The 24,646-nt window shown below is 41.6% G+C and carries 22 protein-coding genes; 12 read left to right on the forward strand and 10 right to left on the reverse strand.

Going from position 1 to position 24,646, the window contains the following annotated elements; translation table 11 throughout:
* Positions 1-123 precede the first annotated feature (123 nt).
* The 4 genes from G337_RS0120230 (at position 124) to G337_RS0120245 (ending at position 6,013) form a co-directional block, all read left to right on the forward strand.
* Positions 124-1,371, forward strand: coding sequence for a UPF0149 family protein (locus G337_RS0120230; protein ID WP_028865443.1), 1,248 nt, complete (start codon positions 124-126; stop codon positions 1,369-1,371).
* A 311-nt stretch (positions 1,372-1,682) separates the two neighbouring features.
* Positions 1,683-4,487 (forward strand): response regulator, encoded by a 2,805-nt coding sequence (locus G337_RS0120235; RefSeq protein ID WP_028865444.1) that lies wholly within the window; start codon positions 1,683-1,685, stop codon positions 4,485-4,487.
* Positions 4,480-4,818, forward strand: coding sequence for an Hpt domain-containing protein (locus G337_RS0120240; protein WP_028865445.1), 339 nt, complete (start codon positions 4,480-4,482; stop codon positions 4,816-4,818). Before G337_RS0120235 ends, G337_RS0120240 begins: the two co-directional genes overlap by 8 nt.
* Positions 4,811-6,013, forward strand: a complete 1,203-nt coding sequence (locus G337_RS0120245) for a response regulator (RefSeq protein ID WP_028865446.1) — start codon at positions 4,811-4,813, stop codon at positions 6,011-6,013. Before G337_RS0120240 ends, G337_RS0120245 begins: the two co-directional genes overlap by 8 nt.
* A gap of 175 nt (positions 6,014-6,188) precedes the next feature.
* Here the strand turns inward: G337_RS0120245 and G337_RS0120250 are convergent, their stop codons facing one another.
* A complete protein-coding gene (locus G337_RS0120250) occupies positions 6,189-6,839 on the reverse strand; it encodes a PEP-CTERM sorting domain-containing protein (protein WP_037028246.1) in 651 nt (216 codons plus the stop codon).
* Positions 6,840-7,136: 297 nt separating this feature from the next.
* Positions 7,137-7,757, reverse strand: a complete 621-nt coding sequence (locus G337_RS0120255) for a LysE/ArgO family amino acid transporter (protein WP_028865448.1) — start codon at positions 7,755-7,757, stop codon at positions 7,137-7,139.
* A gap of 96 nt (positions 7,758-7,853) precedes the next feature.
* Here G337_RS0120255 and G337_RS0120260 point away from each other — a divergent pair, with 96 nt between their 5' ends.
* Both G337_RS0120260 and G337_RS0120265 read left to right on the forward strand, forming a co-directional pair.
* On the forward strand, positions 7,854-8,750 hold the full coding sequence (locus tag G337_RS0120260; RefSeq protein WP_028865449.1) for a LysR family transcriptional regulator ArgP: 897 nt from the start codon (positions 7,854-7,856) through the stop codon (positions 8,748-8,750).
* A gap of 79 nt (positions 8,751-8,829) precedes the next feature.
* Complete coding sequence (locus tag G337_RS0120265; protein ID WP_028865450.1) at positions 8,830-9,549, forward strand: DUF3108 domain-containing protein; 720 nt, start codon at positions 8,830-8,832, stop codon at positions 9,547-9,549.
* A 99-nt stretch (positions 9,550-9,648) separates the two neighbouring features.
* Here the strand turns inward: G337_RS0120265 and G337_RS0120270 are convergent, their stop codons facing one another.
* The 4 genes from G337_RS0120270 to G337_RS0120285 form a co-directional block, all read right to left on the reverse strand.
* Positions 9,649-11,127: a sensor histidine kinase gene (locus G337_RS0120270; RefSeq protein ID WP_028865451.1), complete on the reverse strand. Its 1,479-nt coding sequence runs from the start codon at positions 11,125-11,127 to the stop codon at positions 9,649-9,651.
* Positions 11,124-11,870, reverse strand: coding sequence for a response regulator transcription factor (locus tag G337_RS0120275; protein ID WP_028865452.1), 747 nt, complete (start codon positions 11,868-11,870; stop codon positions 11,124-11,126). Before G337_RS0120275 ends, G337_RS0120270 begins: the two co-directional genes overlap by 4 nt.
* Before the next feature lie 139 nt (positions 11,871-12,009).
* Positions 12,010-12,726 (reverse strand): spondin domain-containing protein, encoded by a 717-nt coding sequence (locus G337_RS0120280; RefSeq protein WP_028865453.1) that lies wholly within the window; start codon positions 12,724-12,726, stop codon positions 12,010-12,012.
* A 222-nt stretch (positions 12,727-12,948) separates the two neighbouring features.
* Positions 12,949-13,998, reverse strand: a complete 1,050-nt coding sequence (locus G337_RS0120285) for a response regulator (protein ID WP_028865454.1) — start codon at positions 13,996-13,998, stop codon at positions 12,949-12,951.
* A gap of 470 nt (positions 13,999-14,468) precedes the next feature.
* Here G337_RS0120285 and G337_RS0120290 point away from each other — a divergent pair, with 470 nt between their 5' ends.
* On the forward strand, positions 14,469-14,714 hold the full coding sequence (locus G337_RS0120290; RefSeq protein WP_028865455.1) for a DUF1496 domain-containing protein: 246 nt from the start codon (positions 14,469-14,471) through the stop codon (positions 14,712-14,714).
* A 158-nt stretch (positions 14,715-14,872) separates the two neighbouring features.
* Here the strand turns inward: G337_RS0120290 and G337_RS0120295 are convergent, their stop codons facing one another.
* The gene (locus tag G337_RS0120295; protein WP_028865456.1) at positions 14,873-15,748 is read right to left on the reverse strand and encodes a LysR family transcriptional regulator; all 876 of its coding nucleotides are present in this window, start codon (positions 15,746-15,748) and stop codon (positions 14,873-14,875) included.
* A gap of 89 nt (positions 15,749-15,837) precedes the next feature.
* On the opposite strand from G337_RS0120295, the gene G337_RS0120300 reads away from it, so the two are divergent.
* Positions 15,838-16,254, forward strand: a complete 417-nt coding sequence (locus G337_RS0120300) for a PACE efflux transporter (protein ID WP_028865457.1) — start codon at positions 15,838-15,840, stop codon at positions 16,252-16,254.
* A 132-nt stretch (positions 16,255-16,386) separates the two neighbouring features.
* Here the strand turns inward: G337_RS0120300 and gcvP are convergent, their stop codons facing one another.
* Positions 16,387-19,290 (reverse strand): aminomethyl-transferring glycine dehydrogenase, encoded by a 2,904-nt coding sequence (gcvP, locus tag G337_RS0120305; protein ID WP_028865458.1) that lies wholly within the window; start codon positions 19,288-19,290, stop codon positions 16,387-16,389.
* Between the two features lie 208 nt (positions 19,291-19,498).
* Positions 19,499-19,870, reverse strand: coding sequence for a glycine cleavage system protein GcvH (gene gcvH, locus G337_RS0120310; RefSeq protein WP_028865459.1), 372 nt, complete (start codon positions 19,868-19,870; stop codon positions 19,499-19,501).
* Positions 19,871-20,378: 508 nt separating this feature from the next.
* Here gcvH and G337_RS0120315 point away from each other — a divergent pair.
* The 4 genes from G337_RS0120315 (at position 20,379) to G337_RS0120330 (ending at position 23,198) form a co-directional block, all read left to right on the forward strand.
* Positions 20,379-21,005 carry a helix-turn-helix domain-containing protein gene (locus G337_RS0120315; protein WP_028865460.1) on the forward strand — a complete coding sequence of 209 codons (627 nt, stop codon included), beginning with the start codon at positions 20,379-20,381 and terminating at the stop codon, positions 21,003-21,005.
* A 65-nt stretch (positions 21,006-21,070) separates the two neighbouring features.
* On the forward strand, positions 21,071-22,189 hold the full coding sequence (gene gcvT / locus G337_RS0120320; RefSeq protein ID WP_028865461.1) for a glycine cleavage system aminomethyltransferase GcvT: 1,119 nt from the start codon (positions 21,071-21,073) through the stop codon (positions 22,187-22,189).
* A 105-nt stretch (positions 22,190-22,294) separates the two neighbouring features.
* Complete coding sequence (locus G337_RS0120325; protein ID WP_028865462.1) at positions 22,295-22,492, forward strand: CPXCG motif-containing cysteine-rich protein; 198 nt, start codon at positions 22,295-22,297, stop codon at positions 22,490-22,492.
* A gap of 82 nt (positions 22,493-22,574) precedes the next feature.
* A complete protein-coding gene (locus G337_RS0120330) occupies positions 22,575-23,198 on the forward strand; it encodes a thiol:disulfide interchange protein DsbA/DsbL (RefSeq protein ID WP_028865463.1) in 624 nt (207 codons plus the stop codon).
* Positions 23,199-23,546: 348 nt separating this feature from the next.
* Here G337_RS0120330 and G337_RS0120335 read toward each other — a convergent pair whose 3' ends face one another.
* The gene (locus G337_RS0120335) at positions 23,547-24,641 is read right to left on the reverse strand and encodes a YdcF family protein (RefSeq protein ID WP_028865464.1); all 1,095 of its coding nucleotides are present in this window, start codon (positions 24,639-24,641) and stop codon (positions 23,547-23,549) included.
* Positions 24,642-24,646: the final 5 nt, after the last annotated feature.

Raw genomic sequence — 24,646 nt, forward strand, 5'->3', positions numbered from 1 at the left:
AGAATAGACTTATTTCGGAGAAACCACTTCGTAAAACAGCATTGTTATATCAACTACACTTTGCGCGTGTTGTTGTGCTTTATGATATAGAGACTTGATAAAGTAACCTCAAAAAGAGTAAGCTTGCTTATTTTTCAAGAATCGACAATTAATATTATGATCTCACCACAAAAAGCACGTCTTCAAACCATTAAGTTTTCCAGCCTAAGCTCATTAAAACCGGATTATTATTTTATTCAAGGTTATTTTATGGGCTTAGCATGCTCACCGGAATTAATAGTTCCGTCAGTCTGGATGGAAGATCTGTTCGGCGATATTACGCTGGAAAATGAAGAACAGATGCAGGCAGTACTGCAGATCTACACATCACAAATGGATGATGTGATGGAGATGAAAATTAAGCTGCCTGCAAAGTGCGTACTTTCTAAAACGGATTTTGCCACTTCGTTAGCACCTGCATCTGCATTACCTAACTGGTGCTTAGGTATGATTAAAGCGCTTGATTTTATTGATGTGCAGGTTTTATCTGATCGGAATAGAGATGATCTGTTATTCATTAAAGAAACACTGACAGCTTTTAGCTGCATAAAAAACGCCAAGAAGATATTTTCTAAGCGCAGCGAGGATTACCAGTTAGAAGGGCATCGTATGAAGCGCTTATTAACGACTTTAATTGCTGATTTCATTCATGAGATGCGTTTTTCTGAGACACAAGAAAGTGCGCAGCCAGAAGAGAATAAAATCGACGAACAGGCTTTTCGTGAAATTACGCAGATTATTATGCACCAGAGTGATGACAATGCCTGTCGCCTGCTTGAGGAGATGATCTCGTTTCAAGTGTCACAGTTAGGCCCAGATTTTGAAAAACACAATAAGGGCCATATGTGGCTTAACCCGGAAATTCGCCCTTACATGGTATTAAGAGCACGACGTGCGCAGATAAATTTTGAAAAAGGATTGATAGATCCGGCTATTAATGAACTGCAGGCGCTTATTGAATTAAACCCGAATGATAATCAGGCGAATCGTTATCCACTGGTCAATTATTTGATTATTAAACAGCGCTGGTCAGAAGTTGAAGGGCTGCTTAATCTATATGAAGAAAGAAGTACCTTTATGCTGGCGGCACAAGCTCTGATGTTGTTTGCCCAGTCCGGGGACAGTAAAGAGTCAAAACTGATAAAGAAACAGCTTAAAAAAGCCAATAAACATCTCGAAAAATATCTGACCGGGCAGATTAAAATCCCCAAACAGACACCTCAGGCTTATCAGGCCGGAGATAAAAGCGAGGCACTTACCTATATTAATCTGGCTGGTAAAGAAACCTGGCGGGCAGTGGACGGTGCATTGTTCTGGTTAAGACGTAAATAGATCACAAAATTTATATAGCCGTTAGCAATCGAAATGCATTTTAAATGATAACGGCTACACATCTTATCGACGGGTGAGTTTAATTTTCTTCTCATCCGTATCTGCAGTTATTTTCTTTTTGTACCCGGCTTTATCATCTGCATCACTGTTTATACTGCCTGCTGTTTATCTCCTCTGCTCCTATTTGAAAACTAATAACAAATTGATGTCATAAAACTGTCCCTATAGATCAATTGGATATAATGCTATTTTATCAAAGAGATACTATTATTTATCAATAAAGCAATTTGACAGCAAGGATGAAAAGGTCAATGACGATTCAATGCGCATTTGATATTACACCATACCCGATTTTAGTCTGTGACAGTCAAGGCAATATTATTACTGCAAACTCCTCTTTTGCTGAGCAGTATAAAATTTCAGCTGACACATTAATCGGTTTAAAAGTACTGAGCTTGTTGTCTTTTCCTGAGAAAGCAGAAAATGAATCTGAAACCTATTTTTTAAAGATGCTTAAAAATAATGAGTATATTTACGCTCTTCTATCACTTCATGAAAAACAAAAAGAAAATGTGTATCTGAGCATAAAAGAAAACACGCAGGTGCAGGGGCAGTATTGTATTTTATTCAATACGGTTAATGTGCAGACTGTGCCGCAGAATATTACTGAAAATAAATTAAAACAGCTTAACCAGGCTGTGAGAAGTGCAGATATTGGTACCTGGGAATATACACCGCAGACACACGGTTTATATTTTTCATTAAAGCTTAAAGAATTAATTGGTCTTGATGCTGATACGCAGCCGGTCTGGAGTGATTTGGTGGAAAAAGTTGCCGTTTCGGATCAGGCTAAGTTTCTGGCCTTTGGTACCGATACTGTGAATGTTGGAGATCGAATTGACTTTGAATTTCGAGTAAAAATTGCTCAGCAGGACAAATGGTTTGAATTAAAAAGCGAGGCTTCTCTTTCTGATGACGGAGACTTATTGTTTGTTGGTTCGCTGAACGATTCGACCAAATCAAAACAAGTTTTATTAGCCCTTAAAAATGTGATTGAAGAAAAAAACCTGGCTTTTGAGGCTGGTAAAATAGGTACCTGGCGGGCGGAAAAAAATAAACAGGGGGAATGGATCTGGGACTGGAGTATACAGGCAAATAATATGTTTGCCTTAAAAGCAGAAGATATTGGAAATTTAGATAAATGGTCAGAGCGTCTTCATCCGGATGATGTTGATGATGTATTTAAAGCGATTCAGGATTCTTTAGATACGGGCAGAGAATTTGAACAGGAATATCGAGCAGTACTCCCCGGTGGACAGGTCAAATATTTTCTTGGAAAAGGTAAAGTCAGTAAAGATCTGTTTGGTAATAACAGCAGAATTGATGGTGTTTGTTTTGATCATACGGCACTTAACAGTATTCAGACAGAGTTAAAAAAAATAAACAGTGAATTAGAAAAACGTGTCTCTATGCGCACCAAAGAGCTGCAGCAGGCAAAAGAGCGTGCAGAAAATGCAAGTCAGACTAAAACTGAATTTTTGTCTATGATGAGCCATGAACTAAGAACCCCGATGAATGCGGTTATAGGATCTTTAGACTTACTGGCATTATCTAAACAGTCTTTAGAATCAATGGATCTTATTGAAACAGCAAGTACTTCGGCAACAAACCTTATCTATATTTTAAATGATATTCTCGATATAGGAAAAATTGAAGCTGGAAAAATGCAGTTAGAACAGCGTGATTTTTCCGTTGCAGAGGTGGTTGATAATGTTGTGCAGTTATTTCTGCCTACAGCTAACAGTAAATCTATTGAATTTATTGTTGAAGAGGATCCCAAGTTACCCAAGCTGCTCGAAGGTGATGCAGTAAGGGTAAGGCAGTTATTATTCAACCTGCTTGGTAACGCTTTCAAATTTACCGAGTCTAGTAAAGATAAACCCGGTATTGTGACACTGCGTACTAAAGTCATTGAAACTAATGGTATTATTTATCAGGTATTGTTTACCGTAACGGATAACGGTATAGGTATTGATAAAAAAACGCAGAAAAAACTGTTTTTACCTTTTACTCAGGCACAGCTTTCTACTACAAGGGAATATGGAGGAACCGGCTTAGGTCTGGCTATCTGCTGGAAGCTGACCTGTTTAATGGGCGGAACTGTTTCCTTAGACAGCAGCCTTGGCAGCGGAGCTGCATTTGGTATTGAAATTCCTTTCTGGCGTTCCAAAGCAAAAACGCAGCAGCTGCCTTGTCTGCAGAATAAAACCGTGGCAGTAACGCATTTTACCGATCAGTATCCATTAAATAAAACAGTGATAGCGTATCTGAGCAGTGAATATGCCGAGGTTGAGGCGGTAGATACTGCATCTATTACTGATACTTTAAATAATTATGATGTTGTACTTTTATTACTGGATACGAATATAAATCAGCTGGATGAGCTGCAGTATATTTATCAGACAAACAAAACTGTAGATAATTTACTGGTGGGGGCGCCGCGGGCGCAAATCAAGAAGATCAGACAGTTAATACCTGCCTGCTGCATATTACCTATTAATCCAATGACAAAAATGCAGCTGCTGATTTTGACACAAAAGCTGCTGGATAATAAAGAATCTCGACAGGAAGGTGATTTTTCGATAGGGGATATTGAGACAGACCTTGACTTCGATTTAGATCTGGAACTTGATTTAGATCTAGATTTGGATAGTGAAACCGCCCCCCCCGAAGAACTGCTGTCTGATGTATTAATTGTTGAAGATAATCCCTTAAATCAAAAACTAATTGTAAAACAGCTTTCGACATTAGGTTATCAGTGTGATCTGGCTAATGACGGCCTGCAGGGAATAGATAAATGGCTGGCTAATGATTATAAGCTGATATTAACGGACTGCCATATGCCCAATCTTGACGGTTACAATATGACAAAACGTATCCGGGAGATGGAAAAAACACAAAGCAAAGCTGAAATTCCGATTATTGCTATCACAGGAGCCGCTATGGCTGGTGATGCTGAATATTGTTATTCGACAGGAATGAACGATTTCGTCAGTAAACCGGTTGTGTTGAAAGATCTTCAGAAGGTAATGACCAGGTGGTATGTAAATGGCTGAAAGAAAAGTATTAAACCGTAATGTAATGATCGATCTGATTGGCGATGACAGGGAGAGTATTCGTCAGTTTGAAATCGATTTTTTAAAGCAGGCAAAAACATCGCTTATAAAAATTGCCGCTTTGTACAATGAAAAAAATCTGGCTGCTATAAAAGAAGAAGCGCATTTTTTGAAAACCTCTGCAAAAGCTGTCGGAGCCGAGCAGACAGCAGATCTTTTAGAGGCGTTAGAACACTCGGCTGTAGAAAACAATAAAGAAAAAAGTAAACAGAAAATAATACAGATAAAAGAGTCTCTATTACTTGTGCATAAAGAGGTTAAAAATGGCTAATCGCTCTAAGTCTAAATCTAAAATTGCTTGCCGAGACCCTGAAGTGATCATGATTTATGAAAATGAAGAAGACGTTTTAGGCGTCGCCAGTATCATAGCTGAACAGGTTGAAGAGTACCGGACTATCCCGGTAAACAGCAAAATAGGTCTGATTATCAACAAGTGTAAACCAGCGGTTATTCTGCTGGCGTTAAGCACGATTGAAAGGAATATTGAACTGTATAACCAGGTTATTGAGAATAAGTGTCTGGATTATCCTCACCATAGTGTTCTGTTATGTAACAATCGAGAATCAGCCGCCGCATTCCGCTGCTGTTTAAAAGGGCTGTTTGACGATTATTTTGTCTATCAGCCTCTATATGAAAAATTAAGATTAAAAATGATTGTTCATAACGGACTGCAGTCCAGCCAGGCCTCGACCAAATATGCGGGAATAAATGATGAGGAACTTGAAAATATCGGCGAAAATTTGTCGTCATTAATTGATCAGAGTGGTGAATGGAAACAGTCTTTGTTAGGCTCAATCAGTTCCTGTAAACAAGTTATTAATGCAGTGGAACCAGCTGAGGCCGGCAGCGCCTCTGCGGCTTCAACAGCTATTTTGGATGAGATAAATAAAACCCATATTGAGCCGCTGCTTGCGGATTTAGAAACCAATATAAGGCTTAATTTAGATAGTCTTATCGGGCAGTTATTAGCGCAAAAAAACGGTTTATCAACCTTTGAAAGCCGTGTTGCTATGATCAATGAAATGTCAGATACAAACCCTGATAAAAGAGCGTCGCGCCTGAAAAAAGCGTTAGCAGAGCCGCCGGCACGAGGAAAAGAAAGAATATTAGTGGTAGAGGACAATGTTTTATACCGGGATATGCTGGTTAAAGTACTAAGCAATGAAAATTTTGTTGTTGATGTAGCTGATGACGGTTTAAGTGCGCTTAAGAAAATAAAAAAGAACTGTTACGAACTTATATTGATGGATCTGTTTATGCCCCAGTTAGACGGTATTAATACAACCAAACAAATCAAGGCAGTAACAGGTGGAAAAAGTTTACCCGTTATTGCCTTAACGGGAAATAAAAATAAAGATCTGATCAAAAAATGGGCTGAACAAGGGTTGAATGGATATCTTTTAAAACCTTCTAATAAAACTGAAATTCTTAAAGCGGTAAATAAAGTTCTGGATCAAGCAAGATAAAAGAGCTGAACCTGTTAAAAGAAACCCTGAACATCAGGAATATATTCTGCTTATCCCTGCAGTAAATAAGCAGTCGCTAGTGTTTAAAAGCTTGTGTTATTTCAGTGAAATAAAAAAACAGCAATAAAAAAGCCTGAATCATTATCCAGGCTTTAATTTTTTATTATGAATAGTATTAAGCTCTGCGTCTGCGTCGTAATACTAAGCCTGCTACACCCACTACAAGTAAGCCTAATGCAGCCGGAGCCGGTACTCCGATTGTTGGATCGTTATTAGGGTCGGTATCATCCCCGCTTCTATTTGAAAGCAGTGCGTAATCAAAACCGTAGAAATCACCAGAGCCGTTCCGGTCAATCACTACGTCTAAGGTACCTAATAGATTTATGCTGTCTAGAACGTTCTGCGCAAGATCAAAATGGCGTACTACAGTTTTTGGATAACCGTCATTAAACGCCCAGTTTTGTACAATTCCGTTATAGGTGGTTATAACAGCGCCGAAGGTAGATGCCTGGAAGTCTGCCATATCAAACCACATGCTGCCTTGTGTCCAGCCGTTTCCCAGGCCGGTAAAAGAGAATGTAGTTATGGTACCTGGTTGAGGGCCGTAGCCGGGATGCGCTGTGCTGTATGTATCTGTATATTGTGCACCGTTTGTAGCGAGCTTTTCGGCAGCATCACGGCCGTCATAAATAGGGCGGAATGGCGGGTGATCTGCGTTATCGGCAATTCCTGCGCCGTAACCGTCGTTATCACCGATCATAATGACCGCGCCCCAGGCTGGGTTCATTATCATGGCAAGCAGTGCCGCTGAAAGTAGTTTTAACATTATATGCTTCCTCCATAAATTTATATTAATATCAAGGATAGAGTTATCAGAAACATTCTGTTCCTCTAGTTGATAGAGCAAGATACATACCAAGCGAGCTGCTTGTTTATAATCAATATGTTGCAATTATGTTAAATGGCGGTGTGTAAAATAAATCAACACTTTTTCTTTAAATCAACTGTTTAACTAGCAAAAGAATCGACAGTGTAATGACTGCCTTTGTCAGCTGTATTATTAATTATTAAACTAACGCTTTAACAGCTGTGATAACTTAAATGAATCTGCATAGGATCCGGCTTAGTAAGCTAACCAGGCGCTGAATAACGACCAGGCAATAGAGAACATAATAACGGCGACGATAATATCAACGGCACGTTTGATATTTTTTCTTCTCAGCTGCTTAGACAGTTTAGCAGCACCGACTGCCAGCGTATAAAACCATACAATTGATGCCGACATTACACCGAGCATAAAATAGATCCTGCTGCTTCCCTGATATTGTCCTCCGACACTGCCGATTATCATGATCATATCAATATAAACATGCGGATTTAAAAAAGTAACAAGTAAACAGGTGAGTAAAACTATTTTCAGCGGTTTTTTGACCGCAGTCTGTCTCCCGTTTTGTTCCGCCTGTTTAAACGCTGACTTTACTGACAGTGATGCATAGGTGCATAAAAAGATAATGCCGCCCCAGGTCAGCAGATTAAACATCATCGCACTGCCGGCTAACAGTAAACTGCCGCCTGTTACACCCACTATTATTAATAAGATGTCACTGAGAGCAAAAAGCGTTGCTGCTGCTATATGATGATTTCGATTTATGGCCTGATTCAACATCATCGCATTCTGACTGCCGATAGGCAGGATCATACTGATTCCTAATGCAAAACCTTTCGCTGCTAATAATAAGCTCATTTTACCTCCAGACCTTTGTGTGTAAGAGGTAAAGATTTTGCATCGCTAAATACAATAAGTATAATTAATATATTTTATTGTAGATAAGGCTGGCTTATGCAGGGGTTTGATTATAAATTATTAGCCGCATTGAATGCTGTGATTGAACAGCAGAGTTTTGAACTTGCCGCTGAAAAATTGTGTATCAGTCAGCCGGCAGTTTCGCTGCGTCTTAAAAGCCTGGAGGAAAAACTCGGCCAGCCGGTTGTTATTCGCGGTCAGCCGCTAACAGTGACACCTGCCGGAGAAAAGCTCTTAAGCCACTACAAAATGGTGCAGCAGCTTGAGAGTGATTTACTGCCGAGTTTATCTTCAGATACGCCGAGTAAACCGATTAAAATATCGCTCGCGGTAAATGCGGACAGTATTGCGACCTGGTTTATCGATGCGATGTCGCCAATTTTAAAAAACAATCTGGTAGAGATGAATCTGCTGATTGCAAGCGGTGAACATACGCTGGACAAATTACGCTCAGGTCAGGCTATCGGCGGTGTAACTAATGTTGAGCAGCCTTTACCTGGTTACCGCTCTTTTAAACTGGGTAAAATGAATTATATCCTGGTGGCCTCCAGGGAGTTTAAAAACAGATACTTCAGTATGGGAGTTAATAAAGCCAGCTTAAAAATGGCTCCGGGCATCACCTACGATCAGAAAGATAATATGCACCTGCACTTTATCGGTAAACATTTTAAACTCGATTCCAGCGAGTATTACTGTCATAGAGTTAGTTCATCTGAAGCGTTTGTTGATCTGGCCAAACGCGGTCTGGCTTATTGTTTAATTCCACAGCTGCAGATAGAAAATGAACTGGCAAACGGTGACTTAATTAATATCTGCCCGCAGCAGCAGCTGATTGAAACTCTCTACTGGCACAGCTGGGTTTTAGTTAAAGGGATAAATAAACAGATTTCACAGGAAATAGTTCGTTACGCAAGACAGGTTTTACAAAACTAAAACTATACCGTCGCGCATCAGTTAGAAAATTTCCTATACTTCTATTCACTGTTGTAATCAGAAAATATAAGGTGCTAATTTGTTTTATAAAAGTTTAATTCTTCTATTGTTTTTATCGCTCTGCAGCAGTCAGCTGTCGGCATCGCATGGCCCGCAGTCTGAACCTGTAAAGCAGCGCTATACATATGATCTTTTTTACAAAAAAATAACCGTAGGAGAAATAATCCGGGAATTACAATATGAGGGAGAAAAAATCACTGCTGATACTCGCGCTGATTTATCTTTTTTGTATATCTATTTCGGTGGTAATCAGCTTTCTCAAATATACTGGGATAAAAACTCGCAGATGTTTTTAAGTAAAAGTTTTCAACGAAACAGTGTTGGATTTTCTCGTGTCAGTATGACAGCAGAATTTTTTAAAGACGGACATAAAAGCACTATACTGCGGAATGGGAAGCGCCAGACATTTTCAAACGAACAAGAAAAAATCATTGATTTTAACACGCTTTTTTTGCAAATCAGTGAAGGCCTTAAAGAAGGCCGGACACATTTCGAGTTCTATATGCAGACATCTGACTCCGTGGAACACTATTTTTTCGAAGTAACAGGTAAAGAAAAAACAGATACTAAATTTGGTAAACTGGATACATATCGTCTGCAGCAGACGGGAAAAAATGACCGCACGCTTATTGCCTGGTTTGCACCACAGGTTAACTACCAGATGGTGAAGTTTATTTATAAGCGTAAAATTCTGGATATTCGCGGGGAATTACGCGAACAGTCAAAAGTTGATTTGTAAGCTGTTTTGCTGATATGCAGTGCAAAGTTAGATGTTCGGATCTGCGTACCAGCATATACAGCTCGGGCTTAAAGTGCACAGGTAGAATTGATTTTAAGATTAACGACCGCGGTTGAGATTAAAGCTGAAAGTGGTCCCACGTCCTAATTCGCTGCTCACACGAATATCAGATTTTAACAGGCTTAACAATTTATGAGTGATGGCCAGTCCTAGCCCGCTGTGCTCTTTTTGATCATCAACCGCGTTACTGGCGCGGTATCTTGGATCAAAAACATAGGCTAGTTCTTCAGCATTAATGCCGCTTCCGTTGTCAATTACCTGCAGTTTAAGCTGGTTACCGGCTTCTTCAGAAACTTTAATAATAATTTTTCCATTTTCAGCGGTATGACGGACGGCATTTTCAAGAAGATTAGTTAATACTCTCTCCAGCTTGCCGATATCGGAATAGACATTAAATGTACATTGTTCAGGCTGCACCCTTAAGCTGATATTTTTTTCGCCTGCTTTGAATGAAAATTTAGCGGCAATATCATGAAGCAGCTCGCCCAAAGGAAAGCTTTCTAAATTGAGCGTGACCTGTTCGTCCTGAAGGTGAGCTAATTCAAATATCTGCTCAACAAGTTTATTTAACTGGCTGGCATTTTTAAAAGCAATATCAATAAAGCGCTGCTGCTGCTGCTCGGATAGATCGCGGCCTTTTAATTTTACTGTTTCAAGGTAACCCTGTAGTGAAGCAAGCGGGGTTCTTAAATCATGTGACAAGTGCATTAATAATTCGCGTCTCTGTTTATCGTTGTTTTGCAATTGTGCCAATTGATAATTTATCTGCTCTGCCATTTCATTGAATGCCGAGCCTAATTCATGTACTTCATTATGTTCGGCTGAAGGCCAGTCATTAAGTTGTACTTTTGATTTTTCAAATCCGGCAAGACGAAAAGCGCGCATACTGCTGCTGAGCTTTTGTAACGGTAAAGTTAGAAAACGTAATAAACCAAGAACTGCGAAAAAAAAGAAAATAACCGCACCCAGCAGCAGCCCGATGGACTGAGAACGGTGCTGATTAGACTGAATGTCTGAAAAAATTGAGTCATAAATTTCACCGCGAATGATGATGTATAAATAAGCCTGTAGTTTATCACCCTTGTAGACAGCTGAAGCTGAGAATATTTTTTGACCTTCATTGTTTCTTGGATCATCACCGTAGATTGGTAATGACTGCCGGCGAGAAATGAAGGACTTTATCGGTTTAAGATCCACTTTTTGCCGTTCAACTTTACCTGGCTCAGCCGAATAACTGATTATTTTTCCATCGACATCAAGAAGGTAAAATTCAAAGCTGGGTCCTAGAATCATTAAGCTGTGAAACAGGTTCTTTAATGCCTCATGATCATAAAGGCCTTCTTTTAACAATGGATTATCCTGGGCAAGGTGATCTGCAATCGAAAGGTGCAGACGCTGCTCTGCTTCGTTACGTGATAACTGTTCAAGGTTTGCTGACCACCAGAAAAATAGACCGGCAATTAAGATGAATATAATAACCAGAGACAGCGACAGCCTTTGATATAAAGTTATTTTCATTCAGCAGCGCCCTCGGGGTTAAATTTATAACCTACCCCGAATACCGTCTGAATAATTGGAGTGACTTGATCGGTTAATGCTGTTTTTGTATCTACTGACAATTTGTTTCGCAGGCGGTTGATATGAGAATTAACCGTGTGTTCATAACCACTATGCTGATAACCCCATACCTGCTCAAGCAGCTGCGTGCGTGAAAATACCTGATTAGGATGGCGTGCCATAAAACTTAATAAATCAAATTCGGTGGAAGTAAGGTCTAATATTTTTGAATTTAGCAGTGCCTGATGACTGCGCAGATCAATTTTCAGCCTGCCGCTGCGGATAAGTGTTTCGTCCTGGCTCTGCTCACTGGTATGGCTGCGGCTGCTTTCTAACAGGTGTACCCGCCGTAATAAAGCGTGCACTCTTGCCTGCAGCTCGCGAATGCTGAAAGGTTTAGTCATGTAGTCATCAGCACCCACTTCTAGACCGACTACTCTGTCTATTTCAGAGGTGCGTGAAGTTAACATTAAAATAGCCTGCTCAGGTCTGCTCTGACGTATTTGTCTGCATATATCCAGGCCGCTGCAGCCGGGCAGGGTGATGTCTAAGATGAGCAGAGAATACTCTCTGCGGAGAGCCATATCCAGACCTGTATCACCATTGTCACACAGCTCAACATGGATATTAAGATCCTGCATATGTACCTTAATCAGTTCGGCGATATCCTGATCATCTTCAACGATCAGTATAGAGTCCTGCATAATTGTTCCTGTTTACCATTCTCGCTGCCAGTGCATCAGAGGTTTCTAATATCATAGAAGCGGGCAGAGCTGTTTGCCAGATCTACCCTGATTTGCTCAGTAGAGTTTTATTTCCTTCTGATTCTATTTCAGTTAATTTTTAATGTTTTTTCCCCGATACGGTTACTGTCACTTTAGCGACTGGGTTTAACCAGCGGTGCACACGTTTATCCAGATCGCTTTGCCCTGCGTTGAGCAGATCGTCACCAACCACGCCGCGATGAATATGAACCTTGCCGTTACTCTGCGGATCACTGACTCCTGTGCCGTTAACCCCTGCATCACCACCTGGTGCCGCTGGAATACCTGGAACGCCTGGTGCACCGCCGGCTCCACCGACAATGAGTTCATCGTTTGCTTCTGTGCCGGCATCATAAGCATTCAACCAGATAGTATAAGTGCCGTTTTTGCTTGGTATTTTCCAGCTGTCTAAACCAACAAATCCGTCATTAGTCGGCAGCATCATAGCGGCCAGTGACAAGTATCTGTTACCTGCAGATGCTGATAAAGTAAAACTACTGCCTGCTGAGCCGGCTAACAAACCAGCTGCCGGATTTTCAACTATATCTGCACCGGCCGCTGCCAGGCTGCCGCTGACACCTGATATATCACCGCCCTCGGCGAGGGCCTGCAGTTCAGCAGAGGCATCGGCGGCAGGCGTAAAAATATTGGTGCTGTTGTCGTGAGCCGCTGCAATAATCGGTGTGAAATAGATGCCGTAGCTGAGATTGGTTATGGTAATGTTGAGATCTTTAGCGCCGGCACCTATGCTGAATAGGCTGATTAACCCGGCGGCCGCGAGTTGTTTGTTATTCATTGTGAACTCCTTGTGTTGTTTAACAACAATGAAAAGTATAAACAGCACAAATTACGGAGTTATCACTGAGTTATTACAATTTAGTTGAGAATCTGTTTCTTTTTGCCGCGGATAAAGTAGTACAAGAACAGAAATTTCAGGAAAGCAGCATCGCCCTAAAATTGGTTAAGGGACTGCTGAAGCTGTGATTTTGTGCAGTAGTCCCTAGGAATGTATTTATGCCTAATCAGCAAAGTCTTTGCTGATTTCAATAATACTGGATATATTTTTTTGAAAAACCGTTACTAAAGCCGGATCAAAGGCCTCACCAGAGGCCGCATTAATATAATCGACAGCTTTTTTAACGGGCCAGGCATCTTTATAAGATCTTTGTGTTGTCAGTGCATCAAAGACATCTGCAATAGCAGTAATACGTCCTTCAATGGGAATCGATTCACCCCGCAATTTAGACGGGTAACCTTTTCCGTCCCAGCGTTCGTGATGTGAAAGCGCAATAACTCTAGCCATCTGTACTATATCTGAGTCATTACTGCCGATCAGCGCTTCAGCAAAAATAGTATGTTTATCCATTATTATGCGTTCTGCATCGTCTAGTTTCCCGGGTTTTAGTAAAATCTTATCAGGCACACCTATTTTACCAATATCGTGTAAAGGCGCGGTCTGTTCAATCATATTGACCAGTTCAGCGGGAAGTCCGTAACCTTCGGCTAATATGCGTGCATACTTTCCTACGCGGAAGACATGTTTGCCGGTATCGTCATCTTTTAGTTCGCCGGCGACAGCAAGGCTGTGTAGTAAGGAGTGAATTGATTTATTTAACTGTAGTGTCCTAAGCTGTATTTTCTGCTCTAGTATTTGATTACATTTCTCGTGCAGCAGGTAGCTTACACGGATTTTAAGTAAGTTTTTTACTCTTAATATGAGTTCTATTTGATCAACGGGTTTATTGATAAAATCATTTGCGCCGCTTTCTAAAGCGCGGTTTCTTGTTGTTATACCGATTGTACCGGTAATAATGATAATCGGGAGTTGATCGGGCTCATAGGTTTTTCTCACTTGTTCCATTACCTCAAAGCCGTTGAGGTGGGGCATTTCCAGATCCAGTAGGATTAAGTCGATTCTCTGCTCTATCAGGGTAGATGCAATCTTTCTCGGATCAGTAAGTGTAATAACACCGGCATTAATTTCACTTTCAACCAGTTTAGTTAGAATTAGAACATTGGTGATTGAATCATCGCAAATCAGAATATTCAGATCTTCAAAATTATCCATTGTGCTTGTACTCTTCTGTCAGGATATGCTGCTTAGTTTTGTCTGCTGATAAAGCCGTTTATTTATTCGAAAATACGTTTGTTTTTAGAGCAAGTTATCATCAGCATCTATATCATATTGAGGCTAACGCTTATCTGCCTATGTATCAGATTATAGTCAACATAAAATGTTTTTTAATAGATTGTTGTTAGAACAGATTGATAAATTGTTAAGATGTTGTATCTGTAAAGATTATTAAAGAAGACTCTGCAGTTTTCTTAAGCTCAGCGCTGCTTAATCACAAGTTTTATCTGCTAGTAGACAGCAGTGTGGACTGCTGCTCTAATTTAATTAATGATCCATATTTAATACAGTATAATCTGTGGTTTACAGTATTATCAGCTATACTTACAAGGCTTTATTCGCTGCATGTGCAGGGTTTTCTGCTGTTGCAGACTGCCTGCTGTTTTTTACGCTAAGGAATGCTTATTATGAATCAAGTTAAATCTATTGCTAACGTTGGTGCGCAAGTTCCTGAAATGAAAAATTCGCCTATTGTTGATGATACTGATGAAGAATTTGATGTACTCAGGCAGGAAGTGGAAGAGCTGCCCTGCTGCTATTTTAATGATATTAGTTATACAGATGGAAGCTATGTGCATAGCGGTACAGATGTACTGGTATGCAGCAAAGGTCTATGGATTTACCAGAGCAGCAGTGATATCGATAAACCCTGATCTACTTGAAAAGCTGCACAATTGAGCAGGAAGCGCAGGATAGAGTATTTACATTTTTTCTCTAACAAGCACTGAACTCGGCATTATTGACTGTATTGTCTGCAGTTGCGGGTTCAGTGTCTTTTTATCTATCGTGTAATAAAATCTGTTTCCTGCGTTTATTCAAGCAGGGTAGTAAGTTGTTCTGCCAGCCAGATACAGGCCGGTCCCATGATCCTATTTTTCGGGGTAATACGCTCAACGGGGACAGACCAGGGCTTGTGATCAAAACTTAGTTTTAATGCATGCAGTTGGCCGGAAATGAGTTCTTTTTCGACTAAATGTCTGGGTAAGTAACCCCAGCCGATTCCCTTTTCTATATAGCGCAGCTGCATACGGTAATCATTTGTCCACCATATTAGCGGTGCTAGAGGCACTGACTGAGACTGATTATTATATAAGCCCTTAACCATAAGCTGGCGATGCGCTGTTAACTGCGGAGCTGATACGATTGAATGTTTTGTTAACGGATGAACGGGACTAACTACTGCAGCAAATGCTATGCTGCCTATGTAACACTGGTCAACTTCGCTGGTAAATGACATATCGCTGTACATCAGTGCAATATCAGCACGGCCATTTTTTATCAGGTCAATAATATCGGAACTGGCTGCAGTAAAGACCTCCAGTGAAGTCGCTGGAAAACGCGCTGCAAACTGTTCAAGAATGTTATAAAAGCGCTCCAGCATCAGGCCGTCATCAATGACCATGCTAAGTTTACTTTCTTCATTATTATTCAGCGCGTTAGCCGCACACTCAAATTCATGTACCTGCAGCAGAGCAGCTTCCGCAAAAGTCAGCAGGTGCTGACCAGCCTCGGTTAATCTCGGCTTACGTGTCGAACGATCAAATAGTTGATTATTAACATCAATTTCTAAGTTTGCTATGCCCTGGCTTACCGCAGACTGGACCTTGCCCAGTTTCTTCGCGCAGGCAGAAAAAGAGCCCAGCTTAGCGCACAGGACAAACATTTTTAACTGTTCTAGGTTATACATACTATCACCAAAACTGATACTAACTAACTAGATCTCATTGTATATTCATATACATTGACTGTAAATTTATAGTTAACAGGAACAAAAGCATGTCTATCAAAGAACGTATTATTCACAGCATATTATTTGAATTAATAGCGCTGATTATATTAATCAGTTTTTCTAAAGCATTTACTGAGCATAACCCGGCAACAGTCAGCGGCTTAGCCGTTTCCCTTTCGCTTACCGCAATGGTTTGGAATTATCTTTATAATCTGGGTTTTGACAAAATATTTGGTGCGCAGCGTTTATCTCGAGGTGTTTTAAAACGTTTAGCTCATGGGGTTGGATTTGAAATAGGCTTATTGACTGTGAGCATGCCGATGATTATGTGGGCACTGGATCGAGATTTCATTTCTGTTTTCATAATAAATATCGGGCTTTCTCTGTTTTTCGTAGCTTATGCTGTTATTTATAACTGGAGTTACGATAATATTCGCCGAAATTTGAAATTTGCATCTATTTAAGCGGGAAAATATACGTATTTTCAAACCGGACTAGTTTAACCAATTAACCGCGGTGCATAAATTGAATATAAAAAAAGCGGATTCCACTGTTGTAGAATCCGCTTTTTAATTAGTTGGAGTTTGTTTAACTATTTAGTCCTGTTGATCAATATAATTAGCAATGCTCGGGCATGAGCAGATTAAGTTTCGGTCGCCGAAGACATTATCAACACGGTTAACTGCCGGCCAGTATTTAGCGTCTTTAGTTTGTTTCGACGGGAAGCAGGCAAGTTCACGGCTGTAATTATACGGCCATTCACAGGCTGTTAAATCAGCCTGGGTATGAGGGGCATTTACCAGAGGGTTATCCTGCAGTGTCCATTCACCTTCTTCTACTTTAGTGATTTCAAAACGAATTGCGATCATCGCATCACAGAACCTGTCGAGCTCGGCCAGATCTTCCGATTCCGTAGGTTCAATCATCAAAGTACCAGGAACAGGGAAAGACATAGTCGGCGCATGGAAACCATAGTCCATTAAGCGTTTCGCAACATCCTCTTCGGAGATACCTGAAGATTCTTTAAGCGGGCGAATATCAATGATACATTCATGGGCAATACGGCCGTTACTGCCGCGGTATAATACCGGGTAATAAACACGTAAACGCTCCATTACATAGTTGGCATTCAGTATTGCCAGTTTTGTCGCTTTAGTCAGACCTTCTTCACCCATCATGGCAATGTATGCGTAGGAGATCGGCAGGATAGAAGCTGAGCCTAACTCTGCACCGGAGACTGCAAACTGCTCTTGTTCAGAATTAGTGGCTTCAACATGACCAGGCAGGAAGGGGGTCAGATGTGATTTAACACCAATCGGGCCCATACCCGGACCGCCGCCGCCGTGAGGGATACAGAATGTTTTATGTAAATTAAGATGTGATACATCGGATCCGATAAAGCCTGGATTGGTCAGGCCGACCTGGGCATTCATATTTGCGCCGTCCAGATAAACCTGACCACCTGCTTCATGCACCCATTCACAAACTTCACCAATCGCTTCTTCATATACGCCGTGAGTAGAAGGGTAGGTGATCATGATGCAGGATAGATTGTCGCGGTGAATTTCGATTTTCGCTTTAAGATCGCAATGGTCAATATTCCCGAATTCATCGCAGGCAACCACAACAACTTTCATGGATACCATAGCGGCAGATGCCGGATTCGTACCGTGTGCAGAGCTTGGGATCAGGCAGATATTACGATGCTCATCACCGTTACTGTGATGATAGCGCTGAATGGCAATAAGACCCGCATATTCTCCCTGTGCACCTGAATTAGGCTGCAGGGAAAATGCATCGTAGCCGGTGACTGAACATAACATCTCAGAAAATTCAACTGCCAGCTCCTGGTAACCTAATGTCTGCTCATAGGGCGCAAAGGGATGCATCTGAGCAAATTCCGGCCAGGTAATAGGAAGCATTTCTGCGGCTGCATTTAATTTCATGGTACAGCTGCCCAGCGGGATCATGCCGTGAGTCAGTGAGTAATCGCGGTTTTCCAGCTTTTTCATATAACGCATCATCTGCGTTTCACTATGGTGTTCGTTAAATACCGGATGAGTCAGGTAGTTGCTGGTGCGTCGGCATGACTCTGGTATGGCCGCAAATTCATCAGCTTCAATTGCAGTGGTTAAATAAGATGCTTGAATTGTTTTACCGGTAAACAGCGCAATCAGCTGTTCAACATCGGCTGCCGTTGTTGTTTCATCCAGACTGATGCCTAACTGATCCACGCTGTTTTCAATATGCTGATAGTGGCGTAAATTGATGCCGACTTCTAAAGCTTTATTATAGATAGTATTGGTCTGTTCACCGGTATTCACGGTTAAAGTGTCAAAGTAGGTTTTATTAACTAATTCAATACCGGAACTGGTTAATCCGGCCGCTAGAATAGCGGTTAAGTGATGAACGCGACGGCCAATTTTGCGCAGGCCTTCCGGGCCGTGGTACAAGGCGTAGAAAGCTGACATATTGGCAAGTAAAGCCTGTGCAGTGCAGATATTTGATGTCGCTTTTTCACGGCGGATATGCTGTTCGCGTGTCTGCATAGCCATACGCAGTGACTGTTTACCTTTGCTGTCTACGGATACGCCGATAATGCGTCCGGGCATGGTGCGCTTGTATTTGTCTTTAGCGGCCATAAAACCGGCATGCGGGCCGCCGAACCCCATGGGTACACCGAAACGCTGGGCACTGCCGATCACCACATCTGCGTCCATTTCTCCTGGCGCTTTTAAAATGGTTAAGGCTAATAAATCAGAGGCAACGGCAACTAAGGTTTTCTTCGCATGTGCTTTTTCGATAATCTCAGTAAGATCTTCAACACTGCCGCTGCTGCCCGGGTACTGGAGCAGGGCACCAAACAGATCATGATTGTCTATATCAGTAAGCGGTCCGACAATCACATTGTAACCAACGTACTTAGCACGTGTACGCACTACATCAATGGTCTGCGGATGCAGCTCGTCTGCCACAAAAAAGTTCAGGCTTTTACTTTTACCTGCGCGCTTACATAACGTCATTGCTTCGGCTGCCGCAGTTGCTTCATCAAGCAGTGATGCATTAGCAACTTCCATCGCGGTTAAATCCATAATCATCTGCTGATAGTTAAGCAGTGACTCAAGACGGCCCTGGGAAATTTCCGGCTGATAAGGCGTATATGCTGTGTACCAGCCGGGGTTTTCTAGAATATTACGCAGTATGACATTGGGAGTTAAATTATTGTAATAACCCTGACCGATATAACTGCGGTTGATGATGTTTTTCTTAGCCATGGCTTTTAGAGAAGCCAGCATGTGAATTTCACTCTGCGGCTGTGCTAATTTCATCGGCTCGGGAAGACGAATAGCGGCTGGTACAGTTTGTTCAATAAGCTGATCAAGAGTGTTGAGACCGATTGTTTCCAGCATAACATGCTGCTGAGCTGCATCGGGGCCGTTGTGACGAGCGGCAAATTCTTTTTCGTCACTTAATAGATTGAGAAGTCTTGTGTCGGTCATTAGAGTTTCCTGAACGTTTATAGCTTTACATGCGCTTGTCGGCTGCTAAGCGATGATAAACTGTGGATCTGATGGTGTTTAATTGACTGCCTCTGCCGGTTCAGTTTGTATTGAAAGAGCCGTTAAAACGCAGATGAAATTTTATCTTCATCTGCGCATACACAGAGCAGTGTAACAGTCAGCTGTTACGTGACCTTTTTAATAGCGGTTAAAAGCTGGCAAGATAAGTATCACCGTCAAGCAGACTTTCAAGCTGCTTAGTATCTGCTAATCTGATTTTTGCAATCCAGCCGCCGGCGTAGGGCTCTTCATTGATAAGTTCCGGGTTGTCCTCTAACTCACTATTGATTTCTAAAATTTCACCGGAAACTGCAGCATAAATGTCAGATGCGGCTTTTACTGATTCAATAAGAGTAAAAGGTTCGCCTGCTTCGGTATGATCGCCGATCTCCGGAAGATCAACAAAAACCACATCACCCAGTAATTCCTGTGCCTGGTGTGAAATACCCGTCGTGATTGTGCCGTCACAGTTATCACGTACCCATTCATGACTTTCTGTGAACATCAGTGTCTTTTCCATCTACAACTCCTAAAGATTTATTAAAAAAAATATTGATTTCACCGGCAGCTGAAGCTGTGGTGAAGTGCTTTTTGATCTTTGCAATGTAATCTTGTTCTGCAGTTATTACACCGCTAATTTAGTAACAAGTCACTAACATTTAGTCTTTAAGGCAAGATTTAAAACAATAAGTTTCCAATAGTGAAACAATAAGTTGTTTGTTTATGCCTGCCAGACTGTCAGTTTTTCTTTGTGCTTTAAGCTTATGGATATCTGTAAAGGTGTAATATAACATTATGTTATATATGGTGTTTGTGTCGTTTGTTATGAATAAGAAAGATACATAGCTAAACTTTAATCACAATATACAGTCTAGATTACCTTAATGTTTATGAACATAAGTTTCCAAAAGGAAACTTTATCCCGTCTTTGTGCTGCGGATCATGTTTTTAACAAGATTCACCTTAATTATTGACTTAAATTTATGTGAGAATGAAAACAAATCAGAACTACATCAAGGAGGACAGATATGAGTGACGAGAGTCCACAGGATATTTATCCGTCGATGACTATCGCTTCAGAGCAGTCATCAGAAAAAATCGAACCTCTAAAGCTAGGGAAACGTTTAAAAGAGATACGTAAGTCATTTGGTTTGACTTTAGAGGAAGCGAGTCAGAAAACAGGACTGGCGCGTTCAACCCTGTCTAAGATTGAAAATGAACAGATCTCGCCGACATTTCAGGCGATGCAGAAATTAGCCAACGGCCTGCAGGTGGATATTCCGCAGCTGTTTGCACCGCCGAAACAGGTAACAGCAACGGGACGCCGTGATATTACGCGTAGTGAAGAAGGTAAAGCACATCCGACTTCCACCTATGAACATGAATTGTTAGCAACGCAGCTGACCAACAAAAAAATGATGCCGTTTAAATCCCGGATCAGGGCGCGCAGTTTTGATGATTACGGGGACTGGATCCGCCATGACGGTGAAGAGTTTCTACTGGTCTTACAGGGGGAGATAAACTTTTTTTCGGAATTTTACGAACCGGTTAATTTAAGTGAAGGTGATTCGGTTTATTACGATGCCAATATGGGACACATGTTAGCGTCAGTTAGTGAGGAAGATGCCCTGATCCTTTGGGTCACGGCTTCTTAATTTTTTAAACAGCAGTTAATCTGAATAATAAGGCGCAAACGCGCGCTCTATGGAGTATTAAACGTATGTCTGAACAATTATTGGTTACGCCTCTGCATCTATTACACATTGAAGCGGGTGCTAAAATGGTGCCTTTTGCTGGTTATGATATGCCGGTGCAGTATGAACTTGGTGTACGTAAGGAACATCTGCACTGCCGCGCACAGGCGGGTTTATTTGATGTTTCACATATGGGCCAGTTACGCCTTCATGGTGAAAATGCAGCAGCTGCTGTGGAAGCGTTAGTACCCGTGGATATTATTGATTTACCTGCCGGTAAGCAGCGTTATGCCTTTTTTACCAATGAGCAGGGCGGTATTAATGACGATCTGATGGTGACTAATTTTGGAGATCATCTGTTTGTGGTGGTTAATGCCGCCTGTAAAGAGCAGGATATAAAACATCTACAGGATAATCTGCCTGAAGATGTGGAACTTGAGATTATTGAAGACCGTGCATTATTAGCTCTGCAGGGCCCGCAGGCTGCTGAGGTATTAGCCCGCCTTAATCCGCTGGTCAGTGATATGGTGTTTATGGATGCTCAAAAAATCGAGCTGGCCGGGACTGAGTGTTATGTAAGCCGTTCTGGTTATACAGGTGAAGACGGTTACGAAATCTCTGTAGCGGCAGATGCCGCACAGCTGTTAGCGCGTCAGTTGTTAGCAAATAGTGAAGTGGAATGGATTGGACTTGGAGCACGTGATTCGCTACGTCTTGAATGTGGTTTATGCCTGTACGGGCATGATCTTGATCCGACAACCACTCCTGTTGAAGCGAGTCTGCTCTGGGGCATTAGCCCTGTCCGTCGTACAGCCGGTGAGCGTGCCGGCGGTTTTCCGGGAGCCGATTTGATTTTAGAGCAGATCCGCACCAAGGAAATCGCCCGTAAACGTGTTGGTTTAATCGGACTTTCTAAAGCGCCGGTGCGTGAAGGCAGCCGCTTGTTTGACGCTGAAAATAATGAGATCGGCATAGTCACCAGCGGTACGTTTGGTCCGTCAAAAGGGGTACCGGTGGCCATGGCTTATGTACATACTGATTTTGCCGCTTTAGGCAGTGAAGTTTTTGCTGACGTACGAGGAAAAAAGCTGCCCATGACTGTAGAGAAAATGCCCTTTGTGCCGCAGCGGTATTACCGCGGTTGATAAGCTGCTGTTAGTTTAAAGCCTGAATAAGTGTATTACCGGTCTGTAATACACTTTTGTATTTATTCATCCAGATCTTTTCTCTGATATTAATTCGGGGCTCCTATGAATATGCTGGTTAGTTGTTTTGTTTGCTGCCCTTACTGTGGTGAAACAATCGAAATGGTCGTTGACTGTTCAGCTGCAGAGCAGAATTATATTGAAGACTGCCAGGTCTGCTGCTGTCCGATAACCGTATCTGTCACAGTACCTGAAAACCGGCCTCCGCTTGTTGTTGTCTCACATCAGGACGAGTCGTTTTAATCGAATTGTAATTTTCGTTTTTTATCTGTTAAGAAAGTGATATTGTTGATTTTCATAACTTAATTACTTATCGGGACAAAAAATGAAATTCCTCAGCAAACCATTATTTATTCTACTTTCTTCTGTACTGTTTCTGGCCGCCTGCTCTGAATCGAGCATTCCTGAAGAAGGCAAACAGTATGTGCAGCTTCCTGAAAACCTGCAGGATCAAGATTTAGCTCCGGTAACAGAAGTTTTTTCTCTAGGCTGCGGTCACTGCCGTAAGATGGAAGAGTTTATTCCCGTTATAAGTGAAAATGCCGATGCAGAGATTGGTAAAATGCATATCGTCTTTAATCAGTCTGCGCAGTTTGCCGCTATGTTTTATTACGCCGCGGAAATGCAGTTAAAAGCAGTTCCGGATCATGCTTTTATGGAAGATCTGTTTGCGGCTATGCAGATGTCTAAGGAAAGCTCTGCTGAAGAGAAAACAACGGCTATGTCAGAAGCATTTACCTCTCGTGGTCTGGTCAGCCCCTTTGATTACAATGAACAGCAGAGTGCAGAACTGATTGCTAAAGTTGAGGAAATAAGCCAGTTATCTCAGCGTAGTAAGATTGATGCGGTGCCTACTTTTGTTGTTAACGGCCGTTACCAGGTATTAGTTGCCGGGCATAAAGATCCTGCAAAAATTGCAGAAACTATTTCTTATCTTCTAGAAAAATAATTCAGCTGTGAATAGCAGATAGTGCGGGTGTTTTCTTTAAACAAAGTGATGCCCGTTGGTATTTTTAAATTCAGCATTTCAAATACAGACCCTGTCAATATGTCACAGAAACTATTTCATATCTTCTAGAAAAATAATTCAGCTGTGAATAGCAGATAGTGCGGGTGTTTTCTTTAAATAAAGAAATGCCTGCTTGTTTGTTAAATTCACTATTTCTAATAAAGATACAGTCAGTAAGCTGCAGAAATCATTTTATCTCTTCTAGAAAATAATTAACTATGCTGTATTTGTTTAAAAACGCTTGTAATGAGATTGAAAATAACCGGCTCGCTTGAGCCGGTTGTACGATTAACGCTGTTCTAACGGGTAAGAGCGGTAACTCCACATTCCGTAAACGCGTAATGCATCGCGGTAAATTCCAAGCAGCTCTGCATCGCTCGGTGTTTTTAACTCCTCTAATGACTGATCTGTGCCGGCAACGGTATCAAAGGTAATATCTGCAGGACCGCTTTTCCATGAGGCAACTTCAAACAGAGCCTGACCGCGGCGGACGTGACTTGCTGAACTGATAATTGTTGCATGATCAATATTATGTCTTGCTAATGCGTAACTGCTGTACAATGCATTTTCAACGGTGCTTCTCGCATAGTTATCTTCAATAAGGCGTGAACGTGCGATACCGTGAGCCACTAACCAGTCAGCCATTAACTTACCTTCAGTTTTATGATTTTTCGGTACGCCGCCCGTGGTGATTATATATGAATCAGGATATTTCTTAGCCATTGCTAGAGTGATATTCAGGCGGTCAATTAATATCTCATGCATAGAGCCGTCCGGGTTTAAGGCATAACCTAAGGTTACAATAGCTGTTTTTCCCTGCTGTTCGCCGCCTGCCTGGTTCTTTAAAGGAGTCTGAACAATACGGTTTACGGTTGACATGATTTTTTTAAGATCCTGCACTCTGCCGTTATTGATATTCTTTAACGCATTAAGGTGTTTCTGCACCGCTTTTTCATTATTTTTAAAGTGCTGCCATATGACCAGATAGGAGTGAGCATCGAGATCATTAGGGGCGACAGTTAATACCTTCTCAAACAGCTCAATCGCTTTATCGATATTACTGTTATAAACCTGCGCATTAGCAGCTGAAATAAGAAGGTCTGTTCTATAAGGTTCTAGTTGATAGGCCTGCAGAAGACGCTCTGTTATCAGTTCCATATTGCTCGGCATTTTAGCTGTGAAACCGGCATGGGAGATGCGTGCAGGAGACTTGAATGTCTGATAGGCATCATTTAATAACTGCTCAACAACCTGACGCTTGGATGTAAACTGACTGAGTTCAATATCTGGCTGAATACTTTCAGGGGCGGCCGTGGCCGTATTAACAAAAACAGCACTGGACAGGGCCAGGGTGAATGGCAGAAGTAATTTTGTACGTTTCATTATAA

This window comes from Psychromonas aquimarina ATCC BAA-1526 (assembly GCF_000428725.1).
GTDB lineage: Bacteria > Pseudomonadota > Gammaproteobacteria > Enterobacterales > Psychromonadaceae > Psychromonas > Psychromonas aquimarina.